At 70.8% G+C, this 17,043-nt stretch carries 15 protein-coding genes; 11 read left to right on the top strand and 4 right to left on the bottom strand.

Annotated features, from left to right (window positions below; all coding sequences use genetic code 11):
• Positions 1-20: 20 nt before the first annotated feature.
• Positions 21-578, bottom strand: coding sequence for a glycine cleavage system protein R (locus WME83_RS50305; RefSeq protein ID WP_437316835.1), 558 nt, complete (start codon positions 576-578; stop codon positions 21-23).
• Positions 579-783: 205 nt separating this feature from the next.
• Between WME83_RS50305 and hisC the strand changes: the two genes are divergently transcribed.
• From hisC to WME83_RS50290, 3 genes are all read left to right on the top strand, one after another.
• Positions 784-1,872 carry a histidinol-phosphate transaminase gene (gene hisC, locus WME83_RS50300; RefSeq protein ID WP_437316834.1) on the top strand — a complete coding sequence of 363 codons (1,089 nt, stop codon included), beginning with the start codon at positions 784-786 and terminating at the stop codon, positions 1,870-1,872.
• A 226-nt stretch (positions 1,873-2,098) separates the two neighbouring features.
• Positions 2,099-3,652 (top strand): DUF4832 domain-containing protein, encoded by a 1,554-nt coding sequence (locus WME83_RS50295; RefSeq protein WP_437316833.1) that lies wholly within the window; start codon positions 2,099-2,101, stop codon positions 3,650-3,652.
• A gap of 147 nt (positions 3,653-3,799) precedes the next feature.
• On the top strand, positions 3,800-4,099 hold the full coding sequence (locus tag WME83_RS50290) for a hypothetical protein (RefSeq protein WP_437316832.1): 300 nt from the start codon (positions 3,800-3,802) through the stop codon (positions 4,097-4,099).
• A gap of 19 nt (positions 4,100-4,118) precedes the next feature.
• Here the strand turns inward: WME83_RS50290 and WME83_RS50285 are convergent, their stop codons facing one another.
• Positions 4,119-4,796, bottom strand: a complete 678-nt coding sequence (locus WME83_RS50285) for a DUF4336 domain-containing protein (RefSeq protein ID WP_437316831.1) — start codon at positions 4,794-4,796, stop codon at positions 4,119-4,121.
• Between the two features lie 50 nt (positions 4,797-4,846).
• On the opposite strand from WME83_RS50285, the gene WME83_RS50280 reads away from it, so the two are divergent.
• Entirely contained in the window at positions 4,847-5,353 is a 507-nt protein-coding gene (locus tag WME83_RS50280) for a MarR family winged helix-turn-helix transcriptional regulator (protein WP_437316830.1), read from the top strand.
• An 822-nt stretch (positions 5,354-6,175) separates the two neighbouring features.
• On the opposite strand, the gene WME83_RS50275 is transcribed toward WME83_RS50280, so the two are convergent.
• Complete coding sequence (locus tag WME83_RS50275) at positions 6,176-7,084, bottom strand: LysR family transcriptional regulator (RefSeq protein WP_437316829.1); 909 nt, start codon at positions 7,082-7,084, stop codon at positions 6,176-6,178.
• 101 nt (positions 7,085-7,185) lie between these two features.
• Here WME83_RS50275 and WME83_RS50270 point away from each other — a divergent pair, with 101 nt between their 5' ends.
• The 3 genes from WME83_RS50270 (at position 7,186) to WME83_RS50260 (ending at position 9,308) form a co-directional block, all read left to right on the top strand.
• Positions 7,186-7,515, top strand: a complete 330-nt coding sequence (locus WME83_RS50270; protein WP_136917866.1) for a nuclear transport factor 2 family protein — start codon at positions 7,186-7,188, stop codon at positions 7,513-7,515.
• Positions 7,512-8,300: an SDR family oxidoreductase gene (locus tag WME83_RS50265; protein WP_437316828.1), complete on the top strand. Its 789-nt coding sequence runs from the start codon at positions 7,512-7,514 to the stop codon at positions 8,298-8,300. Before WME83_RS50270 ends, WME83_RS50265 begins: the two co-directional genes overlap by 4 nt.
• Before the next feature lie 630 nt (positions 8,301-8,930).
• Positions 8,931-9,308 (top strand): hypothetical protein, encoded by a 378-nt coding sequence (locus WME83_RS50260; protein WP_437316827.1) that lies wholly within the window; start codon positions 8,931-8,933, stop codon positions 9,306-9,308.
• 83 nt (positions 9,309-9,391) lie between these two features.
• Here the strand turns inward: WME83_RS50260 and WME83_RS50255 are convergent, their stop codons facing one another.
• The gene (locus WME83_RS50255) at positions 9,392-10,165 is read right to left on the bottom strand and encodes a methyltransferase domain-containing protein (RefSeq protein WP_437316826.1); all 774 of its coding nucleotides are present in this window, start codon (positions 10,163-10,165) and stop codon (positions 9,392-9,394) included.
• A 335-nt stretch (positions 10,166-10,500) separates the two neighbouring features.
• Here WME83_RS50255 and WME83_RS50250 point away from each other — a divergent pair, with 335 nt between their 5' ends.
• From WME83_RS50250 to WME83_RS50235, 4 genes are all read left to right on the top strand, one after another.
• On the top strand, positions 10,501-12,006 hold the full coding sequence (locus WME83_RS50250) for a PQQ-dependent sugar dehydrogenase (protein ID WP_437316825.1): 1,506 nt from the start codon (positions 10,501-10,503) through the stop codon (positions 12,004-12,006).
• A gap of 13 nt (positions 12,007-12,019) precedes the next feature.
• The gene (locus tag WME83_RS50245; protein ID WP_437316824.1) at positions 12,020-12,376 is read left to right on the top strand and encodes a c-type cytochrome; all 357 of its coding nucleotides are present in this window, start codon (positions 12,020-12,022) and stop codon (positions 12,374-12,376) included.
• Between the two features lie 111 nt (positions 12,377-12,487).
• The gene (locus WME83_RS50240; RefSeq protein WP_437316823.1) at positions 12,488-13,210 is read left to right on the top strand and encodes an HAD family hydrolase; all 723 of its coding nucleotides are present in this window, start codon (positions 12,488-12,490) and stop codon (positions 13,208-13,210) included.
• 100 nt (positions 13,211-13,310) lie between these two features.
• On the top strand, positions 13,311-17,033 hold the full coding sequence (locus tag WME83_RS50235) for a thioester reductase domain-containing protein (protein WP_437316822.1): 3,723 nt from the start codon (positions 13,311-13,313) through the stop codon (positions 17,031-17,033).
• Positions 17,034-17,043 lie beyond the last annotated feature (10 nt).

Below are 17,043 nucleotides of genomic sequence, written 5' to 3'. Positions count from 1 at the left end.
CCGGTTCTCGCGGGGCCGCGTCAGCCCTTGATGAGCGAGCGGACCTCGATGTCGAGGTTCTCGGACTCCGCCACGGCGTCCATCGCCTTGCGGAGCTGGGCGAGCGACACCCCGACGGGGACGTCCACGTGGGCCTCCATCCGGAAGAGCTGCGAGCCGGTCACGGGCGCCTCGTAGGCCGAGGTCTCGAGCGAGACGATGTTGACGCCCGCGCCGTGGAGCGCGCGCGACACGGCGCGGACGATCCCCTCGTGATCGAGCGCGTCGACGGAGATGACGCAGGGGATGGTCGCCGCGCGCCGGTGCGACTCGGGGCTCTTGGTCCTGCGGCTCTGCACCGTGAGCCCCGTCGCCCGCGTGAGCGACCCGGTGTCGCGCTCCACCGCCTCGATCGCGCCCGGGGGGCCCGACGCGAGCAGGAGGATGCCGAACTCGCCGCCGAGCACCGCCATGCGGCTGTCCTCCACGTTGGCGCCGCGCTCGGTCAGGTAGTGGGTCACCTCCGCGACGAGGCCCGTTCGGTCAGGGCCGAGGCAGGAGAGGACCAGGAAGGCTTCGGGCTCGGGCGTCGTCGTCATGCGGCGCATCTTAGTCCGATCCGCGCGACCGACGCGACCGACGCGACCGGCGCGACCGGCGCGGGCGCGCGTCCGCGGCGACGAGCGCCCGGGCAGCGCCGTCCAGGTCGGCGCGCGCGCGCACGCCGGGATCGAGCGGCCGCGCGCCGCGCCCGACGAGGCGCTTGTCTCCGGCGGGGCGGTGGGCGAGAGGACGGCCATCCCCATGCCGTACGAACGCGACAACATCCACCGCCTCACGCCCTACACGCCCGGCGAGCAGCCGCAGCGGGCCGACGTGGTCAAGCTGAACACCAACGAGAACCCGTACCCGCCGCCGAGCGCGGTGCTGGAGGCGATCCGCGACGTCTCGGCCGATCAGCTCCGCCGGTACCCGCCCCCCCGCGCGCAGCAGTTCCGCGAGGCCGCGGCGAGGCTCCACGGCCTGTCGCCCGAGCAGGTGATCGCCACGAACGGCGGCGACGAGCTGCTGCGCATGGCGGTGACGGTGTTCTGCGAGCCCGGCGGCCTCGGCCTCGGCGAGACGTACCCGACCTACTCGCTCTACGACGTGCTCGCCGAGATCCACGGCACGACGATCACCCAGGTCCCCCTCGAGGAGGACTGGTCGGTCCCGGAGGATTTCGCGAGCCGCCTGAACGACCGCGGCTGCCGGCTCGCGCTCCTCGTCAACCCGCACGCGCCGTCGGGGCGGCGCGAGCCGCTCGACAAGCTCGAGCGCATCGCGCGGGCGTTCCGCGGCGTAGTCCTGATCGACGAGGCGTACGTCGATTTCGCCGAGGCCGACGCGATCCCGCTGCTCGATCCGGCGCGGGGGCTCGACAACGTGCTGCTCCTGCGGACCCTGAGCAAGGGGTACTCGCTCGCGGGGCTCCGGTTCGGGTACGGGCTCGGGCACCCGCGGCTCATCGAGACGCTCGACAAGGCGCGCGACAGCTACAACACGGATATCCTCGCGCAGGCCGCGGCGACCGCGGCGCTGTCCGCGCGGGACGAGGCGAAGAAGAGCTGGGAGCGGGTGATCGCGGAGCGCGCCCGGCTCACGGCGGCGCTGCGCGAGCGGGGGTTCACGGTGGCGCCGAGCCAGACCAACTTCGTGCTGGCGGCGCCGCCGGCAGGGGGGCTGTCGGCGCAGGCGTTGTACAGGGCGCTCTACGACCGGGCGATCTTCGTGCGCTACTGGGACGCGCCGCGCCTCCACGACAAGCTGCGGATCACGGTGGGCACGCCCGAGCAGAACGACGCGCTGCTCGGGGCGATCGCCGAGGTGTCCCGCGCGGCGGCTGGGGCGTAGACAGGCCCCGCTCGCTGTCCGCTTCGTGCGCGAGTGTACGATCCTTGCGCAGCTCCTCACCTCCCCTGCCTCGCATTTCGCCGAGCGGCTCCGCTGGCCTCGACCGTGCAACGAGCAGCGCGCGACGGACAGCGCGCCCGCGAGGTCGGCTGAGCCAGCTTCATTCTTCACGAGGAGAGGAGATCGCTTCATGCGCCACCCCAGCATCCGGTCATCGAGTCACGTCTTGTCGCGCCTCCTTCGCGGGGGGAGCGTCGCCTGCTTTTCCCTGGCGCTCGCGACGGCGTGCGGTCCAGGCGCCGGCGACGGCAGCCCGATGGGCGCGCTGACCTCCGGCGTGAGCGACGCGGGCGGCGGCGATGGCGGCCCTGGCAGCACCGGCAGCAGCGAGAGCGGCGGCCCCGGCAGCACCGGCGGCGACGGCAACAGCAGCGGCGCCGGCGGCAGCGACGGCAGCGGCGGCGCGGGCGATCCGCCCGGCGCCTGCGGGCTGAGCGGCGCCACCGTGGAGCGCTCCTATTCGCCGAAGCTGTTCGCCGCGGGCGCGGATCCCTCCGGGGACGCCGCGTGCAGCGGCGTTCTCAACCCCGAGCGCGGCCTCTTCCGCTTCACGGATCTCCGGAGCCTCGGCTCGCTCTCGCATCTCCGGGGCGAGGGTTACACGCTGATCTACGGCAAGGTGCTCATCGACGACTACCGCACGCGGGACATCGACCAGGACCTCATCGACCAGCTCAACGCGAGCTTCGCCGCCGTGCGCTCGGCTGGGCTGAAGGTGCTCCCCCGCTTCTACTATGCGGACACGGGCACCGCGCCGGACGCGCCGCTCGACCGCGTGCTGTCCCACATCGACCAGCTCAAGCCCGTGCTCGAGCAGAACGCCGACGTCATCGCCGTGCTGCACCCCGGCTTCGTCGGCGCCTGGGGAGAGTGGCACTCCTCGACCAACGACCTCACCAGCCCCGAAAGCCGCGAGCAGATCTTCGACGCGCTGCTCGCGGCGCTGCCGAGCGACCGGATGACCCTCGCGCGCCGCCCCTCGCACAAGCGCGAGGCGTACGGCGGCCCGCTGACCGAGGAGACGGCGTTCTCCGGATCGCCGCTCTCGCGCGTCGGCCACCTCAACGACTGCTTCCTCGCGAGCGACGACGACGTCGGCACCTACCAGCTCCCCGGCGAGAAGGACTATGCCATCGCGGACTCCGCGTTCACGCCCGTCGGCGGCGAGACGTGCGCCCCCAATCCGCCGCGCAGCCAGTGCCGCTCGGCGCTCGACGAGCTCTCGCTGCACCACTGGAGCTTCATCAACACGGACTACCACACCGACGTGATCGACGGCTGGCGGTCCGAGGGCTGCTTCGAGACGATCGCCTGCCGCCTCGGATACCGCTTCGTGGTGTTGGGGCACGCGTCGCCCGAGCAGGTCGGTCGCGGACAGCCGCTGTCGCTGCGGCTGCGCCTGTTCAACGATGGGTATGCCCGGGCGTACAATCCGCGCCCGGTCTACCTCGTGCTCCAGCAGGGCGAAGCGCGGCGCGTCGTCCAGGTCGACGCCGACCCGCGCCGCTGGGCGCCGGGCGAGGAGAGCGAGCTTTGCCTCGAGGCGCAGCTCCCCGCCGATCTCCCCCCGGGCGACTACCAGCTCGGCCTGTGGCTCCCGGACGGGTCCGAGCGCCTTCGCGACGACCCGCGCTACGCGATCCAGCTCTCGAGCGGCGCGGCGTGGGACGCCCCGAGCGGCGTCAACCTGCTCGACGCCACGGTCCGGGTGGTCGAGTAGGCGGCTCCCCTCGCGCCGGCGCCGGGCCGGCGCCCCGTGCCCTTGCATCTCCGGCTCGCGGGCTTACCTCATCGCGTGATCCCGGCCCTCCTCTCGCGCGTGGGCCCAGGCGGATCATCGGAAAGGAACCGGAAAGGAAGTCACGCCATGCGCGCTGTCGATCGCCTTGAAGTCGAGAACAACCCCGTCGCCACCGCCGAGGGCGGCGAGGGAGCTCCGTCCGGGAGCGAGAAGACCGTCGAGACCTCCTGGTCCGATGCCGTGCGCCTCCTGGAGCAAGCCGCCGCCATCGCCGCCGCGCGTGGGTGCGACCCGCAGTCGTTCACGAACGCCGCCTTCGCCGCCTACGTGGCCAAGAACCCGGCCTTCCGCCAGTGGCTCGAGACCGCGCAGCTCGCCCACCGGCTCGATCACCTGCGGCGGGAAGGGCGCGTCGGGGTGGCGTGATCGCCGCCTGGCGCGGCGCTCACAGCACCCGCTCGAACGCGCTCTCCAGCGCGGCTCTCCCGCCGCGCTCGATCACGTCGCCGTGCGCCACCACGATGCGCTCCGGCGCCCACGCGAGCATCCGCTTCACCGCCGCGCCCACCGCCGCGCGATCGCGCATCATCGAGCGCGCGAAGCGCGACGGACCGAACCGCCCGTACGCCCCGTTCAGGCGCATGAAGAGGCGCGTCGGGAAGTGCGCGCTGTGCGTGATGTGAAAGCAGAGATCCCAGAGAAAGAGGGTCTTGCTCGGCCGGTGGAAGAAGGCCACCTCGTCGACCTTGGGCATCCCGCCGACCGTCACCTGGTCGAGCTCCGCCGACCACAGCGGGTCCGGCGCGTCGCCGAGCTCGTCCGTGAACGCCACGTCGGGGCGCTTCTCGCGGAGCCGCCGGGGGCCGAACAGCCGCGCCCCCGGGAACGCCCGCGCCGCCGGCGCGAGGCCGAGGTGGTGGAACAGGTTCGGCGCCACGATCGCCCGCACCTCCCCGAGCGCCCGGATCTCGCCCGCCACCTGCTCCACGCCCGGCAGCGGCGAGAAGAGGAGCAGCCCGCCGTCCCCGAGCCGCACGACCGGAGACCGCACCGGGAAATGCATGGCTGGCAGCTTCAACGTGTCTTCCGCAACCCAGAGGGCTTGATCGAGTTGTCGCAGCATGCTCCAATTGGTAAAGCTGCTTGACCATTTAGTCAAGCAGCTTTACCATCATGGCCAAGCACGACCTCGATCCCAGCGATCTCGCCGAGCTCGATCGGCGCAAGCGCGCGAGCCTCGGGCAGCTCCTTTTGCGCTCGGCGCGGCTGCTCGACGAGCGGGCGGTGGCGCGCATCGCGCGGCGCGGGGCGCCTGGGGTGCGCCGGGCGCACACCGCGCTCATGCCGTACATCGATCTCGAGGGCACGCGGCTGACGGACCTGGCCGAGCGCGCCCGGGTGACGAAGCAGGCGGTGGGTCAGCTCGTGGAGGAGCTCGAGGCGATGGGCGTCGTGGAGCGGACGCCCGATCCGGACGACCGGCGGGCCAAGCGGGTGCGCTTCACGCCGCACGGGCTGAAGGCGCTGCTCCACGGGCTCGGGGTGCTCATGGAGCTGGAGGAGGAGCTCACGCGGAAGCTGGGCGAGAAGCAGATGGCGTCGCTGAAGAAGGGGCTCGCGGCGCTGCAGGCGGCGCTGGAGGCGAAGGAGGAGCCGGAGGTGCCGCCCGAGGGAGGGTGAGCGCCGGGGCCTTTGGCGGCGCTCCGGGCGTAGCCTCCTGCCGGTCACGGGCGCGCGAGCCGCCCTCCGCAACGACAGCTCTACGCGCGACCGATTTCCAGCCCGCAGACGTAGCAGCTCTTTCGGAAGTTCGGAACGGGATACCCGCAGTCTGGACAGGGTCGGGAAGCAGCTTCGAGACGCCCCTTGAGCAAGATGTCGATCCCGCGCTCGCGCTCTGCCAGTTCTTGCGCGCGCTCTTGCTCGCTCGTGACTGTCTGGGTCACCGTCGCCCGACCCATGAGCACGCGGGGGAGCTCGGATGGATGTGGCTCCTCCCGCGCGATGCAGTGGCCGGCCCTCGCGTGCTCGAGCGTCTCTTCGACCGAGTTACAGAAGTACACGTAGCGTTCGCAGGCCGTGCAGTGGCGCACGTTGGCCGAATCCGTAGCGTGAAGCTCGTCCCAGATCTTGGGGCACGGAGCGTCAATGCGAACGGTGCAGTTTCTGATGGTCCGTTGAGTGCGCATCTTGTTCGACGAGGAGCTGGATCGTTTGCTGCCGCTGCCGCCGGTGGCGTCAACGGGAGCTTTGCGCCGCCTCGTCCAGGCGTCCAGCGAGAATTCTCGGGGCCTCGCTGCCTGCCCAGCTATGCCCATGGTTACTCCACTGTGCGAGGCCGCCCAACACACCATCCCGCGTTAAGCTGAATGGGTGGGCAACGGCCGAGCGAAGATGATGAAGAAGGTACATGTAACCGCTGATCGCACGGCCGTTCCGGCCGTCGTCGTGGTGCATGCCAAGGAGATGGATGCGGGTCGCGCCTTGCCGCGACGGTCCCCGTCACGCGTACTTTTTGCCGCGCCTTGTACCTATCTTTAGAAAGTCGATCAGCACCTCGAGCTTGGGGGCGAGGTTCAGCCGGCTCGGGTAGTAGAGAAAATAGCCCGGGATGTGCGGGCAATACCCATCGAGCACCCGCACGAGTCGCTTCTCGGACACGAGCCCGCTCACCATGTCTTCGAAGACGTAGGCGAGTCCGACGCCCTCGACGGCGGCGTCTACCAATACCGATCCATCGTTGGTCACGACGCGGCCGTCGACGACCAGCTCGAACTCCTTGTCGCCCTCGACGAACTTCCACCGGGCGACTGCGCCCGTCGACATGCGCAGACCAATGCACTCGTGCCCGTGAAGCTCGCGCGGATGCGTGGGCTTGCCCCGGCGCGCGAAGTAGTCCCGTGAGCCGACGACCACGAGGCGCTGGTCCGGGCTAACGCGAACAGCGATCATCTCGCGATCGAGGCTGTGGCCGAGGCGAATCCCCGCGTCGAAGCCTTCGACTACGATGTTCGACAGCGCCTCCTGGAGACAGATGTCGATTCGGATGTCGGGGTACGCGGCGAGAAAGGCCGCGAGCTTCGGCTTGATGACGTCGTTGTAGCCGGTTCGGAGCATCGTCAGGCGCAACAGACCCGATGGGCGTCCGTTCATGGCCATGAGCGACTCGAACGCGGCGTCGATGCCGTCGAATGCAGGCCTGAGCTGCCCGATGAAGTGCTCACCGGCCTCGGTCAAACCGACGTTGCGTGTGGTTCGTTGAAGCAGGCGCACACCGACGCGCTCTTCGAGGGCGCGAACGATCTGACTAACGGCAGATGGCGTCACCCCCAGCTCGGCGGCCGCCGCACGGAAGCTCCGCTTTTCGGCCACGCATAGGAGGGCCCGAAGCCCGGATAGGTCGTCACGCATTGTTTAGCCTGGCTACCTATAGCATGCACGATTCCGCGCGTTCTCTTTTTTGTTTGGCGAGGCTAGTGTCTCCGAAGCGAACAACGCAGAGGAGAACACTCATGACGCCCGCACTCCCCAAACCCATAGCCGCCTATGTCGAGGCAAACGCACAACTCGATGTGGACGGCATGCTGAAGCCTTTTGCCGCCGATGCGGTCCTCTCGGACAACGGAAAACGTCACGAGGGCCACGCCGAGCTGCGAACCTTGTTTGAAGACGAGGTGATCGCCGTCAAGGCGATCTTCACGCCGGATGCCGTTCGCCACGAGGACGGTCAGGTCGTGGTCGAAGGTCCTGCCCATGGCGACTTCAAGGGCAGCCCGATCCGCTTCACCTATCGCTTCACGCTCGAAAACGACGCTATCAAAGCACTGGAGATCACGATATGAACATCAAAGCTGATCCCGCGGAGTTCGCTGGAAAACGTGTGCTCGTGAGCGGCGGCAGCAAGGGTCTGGGCCGCGCCACCGTCGACCGCTTCCTGGCCGGGGGCGCCCGGGTTATCACCGCAGCCCGCGGAACCCTGGAGCCCATCGACGGCGTCGAGTTCGTCCGCGCGGATCTGACGACGGCCGAAGGCGGCGAGACCCTGGCCAAGGCGGCGCTCGAGCGTATGGGCGGCGTCGACATCCTCGCCCACGTGATCGGTGGCTCGGCCTCGCCGGGCGGCGGCTTTCTCGCGCTGACGGACGATCACTGGCTCGCCGAACTGAGCCTGAACCTCATGGCCACGGTCCGCCTTGATCGCCTCTTGGCTCCGCAGATGATGGAACGGGGTGCCGGCGCGATTGTGCATATCACCTCTATCCAATCCATCCTGCCGCTTCCCGAATCGACCACTGCCTACGCCGCCGCAAAGGCCGCGCTCAGGACCTACAGCAAGTCGATCTCCAAAGAGCTGGGGCCGAAGGGCGTGCGGGTCAACGCCGTCTCCCCCGGCTGGATCATGACCGAGTCGTCGGTCGACATGCTGAAGCGTCTGCAGGCCGCCAATGGTGGCACGGTCGAGGAGGCGCGGCAAGTAGTCCTCGGTGCTCTGGGCGGTATCCCGATCGGGCGTGCAGCCGAGCCCGAAGAGGTTGCCGATCTCATTGCCTACTTGGCCTCGGATCGCGCCGCCGCGATCCACGGCGCCGAGTTCATCATCGACGGCGGCACCGTCCGGACCGTCTGACGTGGGCGTCTGCGCCGGGACGCTGTACCGGTGGCGGCATGATAGGCTGCACGGCGTTCTGGTGAAGGACGATCCGGTCCCCCGGGACCGGTGAGCGCCCGCCCAAATCCCTCCTTCGGAGGCGAAGTGAGCCGCAGGCGAACGAAGACTCCGGATTCGGCGCGGCCCGCTGGTGGCTCTTTCGGCGCCCTGAGCGGGACGGGTTCTACGTCGCGGACCTGACCTGAAGCTCTCTCGCCGCGCGAAGCTGCCGCCCGCGATGGCGATCCCGTTGGGACAGAGTTCGGTTGCGGGACGGCTCGCGTTCAACGAATAGGCGTTTGCGGGACTGCGCCGGAACCTCGCCGCCGCTGCTGCTCAGGCGCAGTCCCGCAAACGCCTATTCGTTGGGCCCGGGTTGGGTCGATGCCTTCCAAACGGGTGCGATCAGCGGCCTGGTGCCCCCCAAATCCCGGAGGAAGCGACGGATCGCGACGGTTCGGCACCGCAGATTCGTTCCGTGTCAACACCTCCCCCCAAACAGCGGACGAGCTTCGGCGACCTCTCGCCTCTCGCTCGCCCCACCGCCCCAGCGGCTCTCCCCGGAGCTCAGCGCTTCCCCCGGACCCGCCGCCGCGATACGACATCGCCGTGACACCCACGATCTCCCGCTGGCTCCCCCTCCTCGCAGCGCTCTCCTCCGGCTGCGCCCCCGCGCCGGCCCCCGCCGCACCGGCCGCCGACGAGGGCGCCACGAAGGCGGCGGACGCGGCGCTCACCGCGCTCTCGCACCGCAAGTTCGACATCCAGGGCTGCGCCGCTTCCGAGGCGCGCGTCGTCCCGGAGGCCGAGGCGCGCGCGGGCTCGCCTCAGGGCGAGCGGTGCGTCATCCTCGTCGCGCGCCAGAGCGACCAGACATGGCTCGTCGCCGTCCGCTCCTCGCTGTCGTCCAGCTCCTTCGGGGCGCAGGCGCTCGTGACCGTCCTCCCCCAGGCCGAGGGCGTCGGCGCCATCGAGTACACGCGCTGATCCAGCGCCGCAGCCGCGCCGACTCCGGCGCGTCTGCGCCGCTCCGACGCGGCCAGGCGCTCACCGCGCCGTGTCCCAGCCGCTCACCGCGCCGTCGCGACGAGGAACAACCTCCGGAACGGAAACGGCGTCTTCCCGTCCGCCGCCTTCGGATACGCCGCGGCCACCCGCGTCCCGTACGCCTCCAGGAACTCGGCCCGCTCGCCCTCGCCATCGAGCGCCGCGAGCAGCGGCCGCAGCGCCGTCCCCAGGGTCCACTCAACGACCGGGTTCTCGCCCTCGAGGATGTGCAGATACTCCGTCTCCCAGAGGTCGATCCGCGCCGCGTGCGGCGCAAGCACGCCGTAGTACGCCGCAGGCGCCGCGACCGGGCTCTCCCGCACCAGCTTCGCCAGCTTGTCGCGGAAGCGCGGCATCCGGCTCACCTCCACCATCGCCGCGTGCGACGGCGCGCCGTGGTTCCGCGGCATCTGCACCGCCAGCACGCCGCCGCGCGCCAGCCGCCCGAGGAGCGCCGGAAACAGCGCCGCATGGTCGTCCAGCCAGTGAAGCGCGGCGTTGCTGAAGATCAGCGCCGGCGGCGCGGGCGGCGCGAAGCGCGCGATGTCGCCCTCGACGAACCGCGCCCCCGGCAGCACGGCGCGCGCCTTCGCCAGCATCTCCGGCGAGCTGTCGACCCCGAGGACCCCGCGGTCCGGGAAGCGCTGCGCCACGAGACGCGTGATGTTGCCCGCCCCGCAGCCAAGGTCGACGATGTCGCCCGGGACGGTGACGTCGACCCGCCCCAGCAAATCGACCGCCGGACGCGCCCTCTGGTCCTCGAACTTCAGGTACTGAGCAGGATCCCAGCTCGCCATACCGCCCTCCGCCGAGCCAGCGCAGCAGCGCGTGCGCTCCCCGCTGCCCGTCTCATGCCTCCCCGTTCCACCAGATCCGGACGCGCCTGTCGACGCAGAAATCAGGGTCGCCCGCTCCCCGCGGCGATCGCCGGCCTGCCGCGTGGCGATCTGCCACATCCTTGCCAGGTCGCCACGGCGGCGCCGGTCGCGGCGCGCGCCCGCGCTGCGCCCACCGCGCTCGGCATATGCATTGCTCGACGCGCGCCCGGAGTCCTGCGACTTCTTGGCAGCACGGTCCGGGAACGCGGCCGCCGGCCGCCGCCCCTCGCTCGCACCGACCCACAGGAGAACGCTTGAACACCCCAGCCACGAGCCGTCCACCGCCGCGCCCTCGCCTGACACCGACGCTCTTCTTGTTTGGGCTCGCCGCGCTCGCGGCGGCGCCCGGCTGCTTCAGCGCACGCGCCTCCTCGGGCGGCGGCGAGACGACGCCGCCGCCCCCCGCCCGGTCGATCCGCACCGCGGACATCGAGGTGCCCGCCGGATACGTCATCGAGGTGGTCGCCACGGGCCTCACCTTCCCGACCGGCGTCGCGTTCGACGACGCCGGGCAGGTCTACGTGACCGAGTCCGGGTACTCCTATGGCGAGGTGTTCACCACGCCGAGGCTCCTCCGGGTCGATCCGGGCGGCCGCACCACCGTCGTCGCGACCGGGAAGAACCCGCCGTGGACCGGCGTCGCCTGGGCCGACGGCGCGTTCATCGTCTCGGAGGGCGGCGTGACCGAGGGCGGCCGGATCCTCCGGATCACCCCCGGCGGCGAGAAACAAACCCTCGTCGCAGGGCTCCCGAGCTTCGGAGATCACCACACGAACGGGCCCGTCGTCGGCCCCGACGGCTTCATCTACTTCGGTCAGGGCACCGCCACGAACTCCGGTGTCGTCGGCGAGGACAACTACAAGTTCGGGTGGCTCAAGCGACACCCCGAGTTCCACGACGTCCCCTGCAAGGACGTGACGCTCACCGGCGCCGCGCTCACCTCGCCGAACCCGCTCACGAAGGACGAGGACGACAAGGCCACGACCGGCGCCTTCGTCCGGTTCGGCACCCAGACGCAGAAAGGACAGGTCATCCCCGGGAAGGTGCCGTGCAGCGGCGCCGTCATGCGCGTGCCCGCCCGCGGGGGCACGCTCAACCTCGTCGCCTGGGGGTTCCGCAACCCCTTCGGGCTCGCGTTCTCGCCGGACGGCAAGCTGTTCGTCACGGACAACGGCTATGACGAGCGCGGCAGCCGCCCGGTGTGGGGCAACGCGGATTACCTCTGGGCCGTCACGCCGGGCACCTGGTATGGCTGGCCCGATTTCGCCGACGGCCGCCCCGTCGCGCAAGATCGCTATGCCCCGCCCGGCGGGCAGGCGCCCCCCGCCCTCCTCGAGACGCTGCCGAACCCGCCGCCGCAGCCGGTCGCGCTCTTCGCCGTGCACAGCTCGTCGAACGGCATCGACATCTCGCGCGACCCGTCGTTCGGCTTCGTCGGCGACGCGTTCGTCGCGCAGTTCGGCGATCAGGCGCCGGACGTCGGCAAGGTCCTGCACCCCGTCGGCTTCAAGGTCGTCCGGGTCGACCTCAAGACCGGCGTCATCCGCGATTTCGCCGTCAACCGCGGCAAGGACAACGGCCCGGCGTCGCGGCTCAAGACAGGCGGCCTGGAGCGGCCCATCACCGTGCGCTTCGATCGCGCGGGGAAGTCGCTCTACGTCGTCGATTTCGGCGTCATGCTCATGGATGAGCAGGGCGCCAAACCGAAGCAGGGCACGGGCGCGCTGTTCCGCATCACCCGCGCGGCGGCCGCAGGCTGAGGAGGAGGCGATCATGGTCCTGCGCGCTGTCGTTTGCGGTCTCCTCGTCACGTCGCTCGGGCTCGCCGCCGGGTGCGGCTCCTCCCGCAGGAGCGAGCCGATCCTCGGGCCGCCCCCGCTCGACGAGCCGCCCGAGCGGCGCGGCGAGGTGGTCTTCATGAAGCAATGCAACCAGTGCCATCCGGGCGGAGCCGGAGGGCTCGGCCCAGGGCTCAACAACAAGCCGGCGCCCGCGGCGGCCATCCGGCTCCAGATCCGGAGCGGGCTCGGCGCGATGCCCTCCTTCTCGGAGAAGGAGATCTCCGACGCGGACGTGGACGCGATCATCGCCTACATGCTGTCCATCCGGTCCTACGAGAAGGGGGATTGAGGGGACGGCCACGGCGCCGAGCCGCCCTCGCGCGCCGCCGCCGGACAGACCAGCTCGAAGCAGCGGAATCACACGCAGGGAAAGCGACAGAACCAGGAGAGGACCCCGGTCATGGCAGCCATTCGCGGCGTAATCTTCGACGTCGACGGCACGTTGATCGACAGCAACGACGCGCACGCCCGCGCCTGGGTCGATGCGCTGGAGGAGTTCGGGCACAAGGTCCGGTTCGAGGAGGTGCGGCGGCTCATCGGGATGGGCGGCGACAAGCTCCTCCCCGAGGTGACCGGGATCTCCATCGAGAGCCCCGAGGGGAAGAGGATCAGCGGGCGCTGCTCGGAGATCTTCATGAAGCAGCTGCTGCCCGAGCTCCGCGCCTTCCCCGGCACGAAGGAGCTGCTCGAGGAGCTCCACCGGCGCGGCCTCAGGATCGTCATCGCGAGCTCGGCCCAGAAGGAGAAGCTTCGCGAGCTCCTCAAGCTCACCGGCGCCGAGGGGGTCATCGAGAGCGCCACGTCGTCGAGCGACGCCGAGCAGTCCAAGCCGGATCCGGACATCGTGCAGGCGGCGCTCGACCACCTGAAGCTGCCGCACGGCGAGGTCGTGATGATCGGCGACACGCCCTACGACGTCGAGGCGGCCGCGCGGGCCGGGCTGCGCACGATCGGCTTCCGCTCGGGCGGCTGGACCGACAGCGCCCTCGCGGGCGCCATCACCGTGTACGACGGCCCGGCAGACCTCCTGGCGCAGCTCGACACATCGCCCCTCGCCGGCGGACCGGGGAACGCGAGCACCGCCCCCCAGGCCGAGAAGATCCCGCAGCAGCGATACGTCTAGGCAGGCGCTCGGGCGACCGCCGCCTGGCTCGCCGCGGCGCGACGGGCCCATGTCCGACCGAGGCTTGCCCGGGGCCGCGCTCCGCTCAACGTGCGGGCGCATGGACCCGTCGAGCGATACCCGCGATCCTCAAGAATCGGAGATCACCCAAAACGACGATTCGAACGAGCTGCTCCTCACGAGATCGCTGGAGCGATGCTCCCGGCTCGTGCAGACGGACGAGGAGCTCCGGCGGGCGCTGCCCTCCCCGGCGGCGCTGGAGAAGATCCGGAGCTGTAACTCCACGATCGAGTCCGTGGCGACGGCCTTCGAGCTCTACGCGGAGCGCCCCTGCATCGGCCACCGTCCGCTCGACGCCGCGGCGACGGCGGCCGACGGCGGCAGCACGCCGCGCTATCTGCCGGAGTTCCGCGCCGTCAGCTACGCGGACCTGTGGTCCCGCGTCGAGGCGTTCGCCAGCGGCCTCCGGCACGAAAAGCTCGCGAACACGGGCGATTTCGTGGGCATCTCGGGCTTCGGCAGCACCGACTGGGTCGTGGCCGGCCTCGCCTGCATGTATCTCTCCGCCGTCTCGGTGCCGCTGCAAACCGATCTGCCCCCCGCCGACCTGGAGCTCATCGTCACCGAGGCCGAGCTCGCCTGCGTCGTTTGCAGCGTGGGCCAGCTCGCGCGGATCGAGGACATCCTGCCGCGGTGCCCCTCCGTGCGGAGCGTCGTCGTCATGGATCTGCTGGAAGGGGATCGCTGCGGGCATAACGAGCTCGAGCGCGTAAGGCGAGCCCTGCGACCGCTGGAGGCGAGGGGCCGCCGCCTCTCCGTGCGGGCCATGCACGAGGTGGAGCGGCTCGGCCGGCAGCAGGGCATCTTGCCGAAGGTCCTGCCCGCGCAGCGGGGCGAGCCCGATCCGCTGATGACCCTCATGTACACGTCCGGGAGCACCGGAACGCCGAAGGGCGCGATGATCCCCGAGAGCCTCTGGCGCCGGTACTGGCAGATCGCGTTCACCAGGAGCCAAGACCCGCGCCTGGACCTCTTGCCGCTCGTGGGCCTCAACTACAGCCCGATGAACCACTTCATCGGGCGCAGCCAGGTCGGCCGCTCCCTCATGCGCGGCGGGATCACGCACTTCGTGCTGAAGAGCGACATGTCCACTCTGTTCGAGGACCTCCGCCTGGCCAGGCCGACCACGCTGTTCCTGGTGCCGCGCATCGCGGAGCTGATTCACCAGCAGTTCCAGGCCGAGCTCCTGAGGCGCGCCCGAGCGCAGGGCGCCGGCGGCGACGACGCCGCCCGACGGCGGATCGAGCGCGAGATCATGGCGGAGATGCGCGGGTCGCTGCTCGGCGACCGGCTGCTCCTCGCGGCCATCGGGTCGGCGCCGACGCCGCCAGAGGTCCTCTCGTTCCTGAAGCGCTGCTTCGACGTGCCCGTCTTCGAGGGGTACGGCTCCACGGAGGCCTCCTCGCTCACGTCCGATGGCCGGATGGATCGGGAGTTCGTGACCGAGTTCAAGCTTGTCGACGTCCCGGAGCTCGGCTACTCCGCCGCGGATCGGCCGTATCCGCGCGGCGAGCTGCACATCCGATCGCGCCTCATGGTGCCCGGCTATTACAAGAACGAGCAGGCCACGAGGGCGCTCTTCGACGAAGAAGGGCTCATGAACACAGGCGATATCGTCGAGCAGCGCGGGCCCGACACCGTCGTCTGGATCGATCGCGCGCGGAACGTGCTCAAGCTGTCGCAAGGAGAGTTCGTCGCCACCTCGCGGCTCGAGGTCCTCTACAGCGCGGGCAGCCCCTTCCTCCAGCAGATCTTCCTCTACGGCAACAGCGTCCGCTCGTACCTCCTGGCCGTCGTCGTCCCCGAGATGCGCGAGATCTCGGCCCACCTGCGGCAGCGCGACGTGAAGCCCGACGGCGAGGCCGTCCGGCAGCTGCTCCGCGCGGAGATCGACCGCATCGCCCGGGAGAACCAGCTCCGCGGCTACGAGATCCCGCGCGACTTCTTGATCGAGCCGGCCCCGTTCACCCGGGCGAGCGGCCTGCTCACGGAGACGCAGAAACCGGCGCGCGCCCGGCTCAAGGCCAGGTACGGCGCCCGCCTCGAGGAGCTCTACGCGACGATCGAGCGCACCCAGCTCCAGGAGCTCCGCAACCTCCGCGAGGGGGGCGGGGCGACGCCGGCGTCCGCCGCGCTGGTGGTGAAGAAGGCCCTGGAAGCCACGCTCGGGCTCTCCGGCGTCGAGCCGCGGAGCGCGCGGAGCTTCGCGCAGCTCGGCGGAGACTCGCTCAGCGCCGTCCGCCTGAGCCGCCTCATCGAGGAGATCTCCGGCGTGGCCGTGCCCGTGGGGCTCGTGCTCAACCCGACGAGCAGCGTCAGCGCGATCGCCGATCACCTGGAGCACGCCCTGGCGGGCGAAGCCCCCCGCCGCGCCGCGCGCTTCGACGAGGTGCACGGCGCCGGCGCGGAGGCCGTCCGGGCCGCGGATCTGCGGATCGACCGGTTCCTCGGGCCGGACGAGCTCGCGGCCGCGAGGCGCGCGACGCCGGCCGCCGCCCTGCCGGCGCAGGCCAGGGTGGCGCTCCTGACCGGCGCCAACGGGTTCCTCGGCCGGTTCCTCGCGCTGGAGCTCCTCGAGCGGCTGCCCGAGGAGGGCCGGCTGTACTGCGTCGTGCGCTCGCCGGACGACGCGCTCGCCTTCGATCGGCTCCGCGCGACCTACGAGTCCGATCCCGCGCTCCTGGAGAGGTTCGACGCGCTGTCGGCGCACGGCCGGCTGGTCGTGCTCGCCGGCGACCTCGTGGAGCCGAGGTTCGGCCTGGCGGACGACCTCTACGCGCACCTCTGCGTGGAGGTCGACTGCGTTGTGCACAACGGCGCCCTGGTGAACCACGCCCTGAGCTATCCGCAGCTCTTCGAGCCCAACGTCCTCGGCACGGTGGAGGCGATCCGCCTCTCGCTCGCGCACCGGGTCAAGTCGATGAACTACGTGTCGACCATCGCCGCGGTCGGCGGCCTCGACCGGAGCGGCCCCATCCGCGAGGACGAGGACATCCGGGAGCTCTGGCCGGAGCGCGCGCTCGGCGCCGGTTACGCCGTCGGGTACGCGACGAGCAAGTGGGCGAGCGAGGTGCTGCTGCAGGACGCCCACGACGCGCTCGGCCTGCCCGTCAACGTCTACCGCCCGAGCGGCATCATGGCGCACAGCCTGTATCGCTCCCAGATCAACGTCCCCGATTTCTTCACGAGGCTCCTGTGCGGCGTCGTGTACACGGGCCTCGCCCCGAGATCGTTTTACGAGGGCGGCCGCCCGCACCGCGACGGCCACTACGACGGCCTGCCCGTGGACGCCGTGGCGCGGAGCATCGCCGCCGTCGCCGCCGATCGACGGCCCTCCACGGGCGATGAGGGGGAGAGGGCGAGCCGCGCGACCTATCATGTCGTGAACCCCCATTGGGAGGACGGCATCTCGCTCGACGTCATCGTCTCGTGGGTCCGATCGGCGGGTTACCCGGTGGAGCGCGTCGACGACTATGCTGCGTGGTACGCGGCGTTCCGCGACCGGCTGATGCAGCTGAGCGAGCCGCTCAAGCGCCACTCGCCGCTGCCCATCCTCGACGCGTGGGAGCGCCCGGCGCGCGCCGACGGAGAGGTGTTCGACGCGGAGCGCCTCCTCGCCCGGCTGCGGCAGCTCGCGGCGCGCGGCGGGGCGGGCGATCTCGCGACCCTGCCGCACGTCAGCGAGCGGCTCATCCACAAGTACCTGGACGACATGGTCGCGCTGGGGCTCGTCGAGCCCGCCGCCGTGCGCGCGGCGTCCTGACCGCCCCGGC

Source organism: Sorangium sp. So ce385 (assembly GCF_051474135.1).
In the GTDB taxonomy this organism is placed as follows: Bacteria; Myxococcota_A; Polyangia; order Polyangiales; family Polyangiaceae; genus Sorangium; species Sorangium cellulosum_D.
Note: the sequence above shows the minus strand (reverse complement) of the source record. Positions and strands in the feature narration are given on the sequence as shown.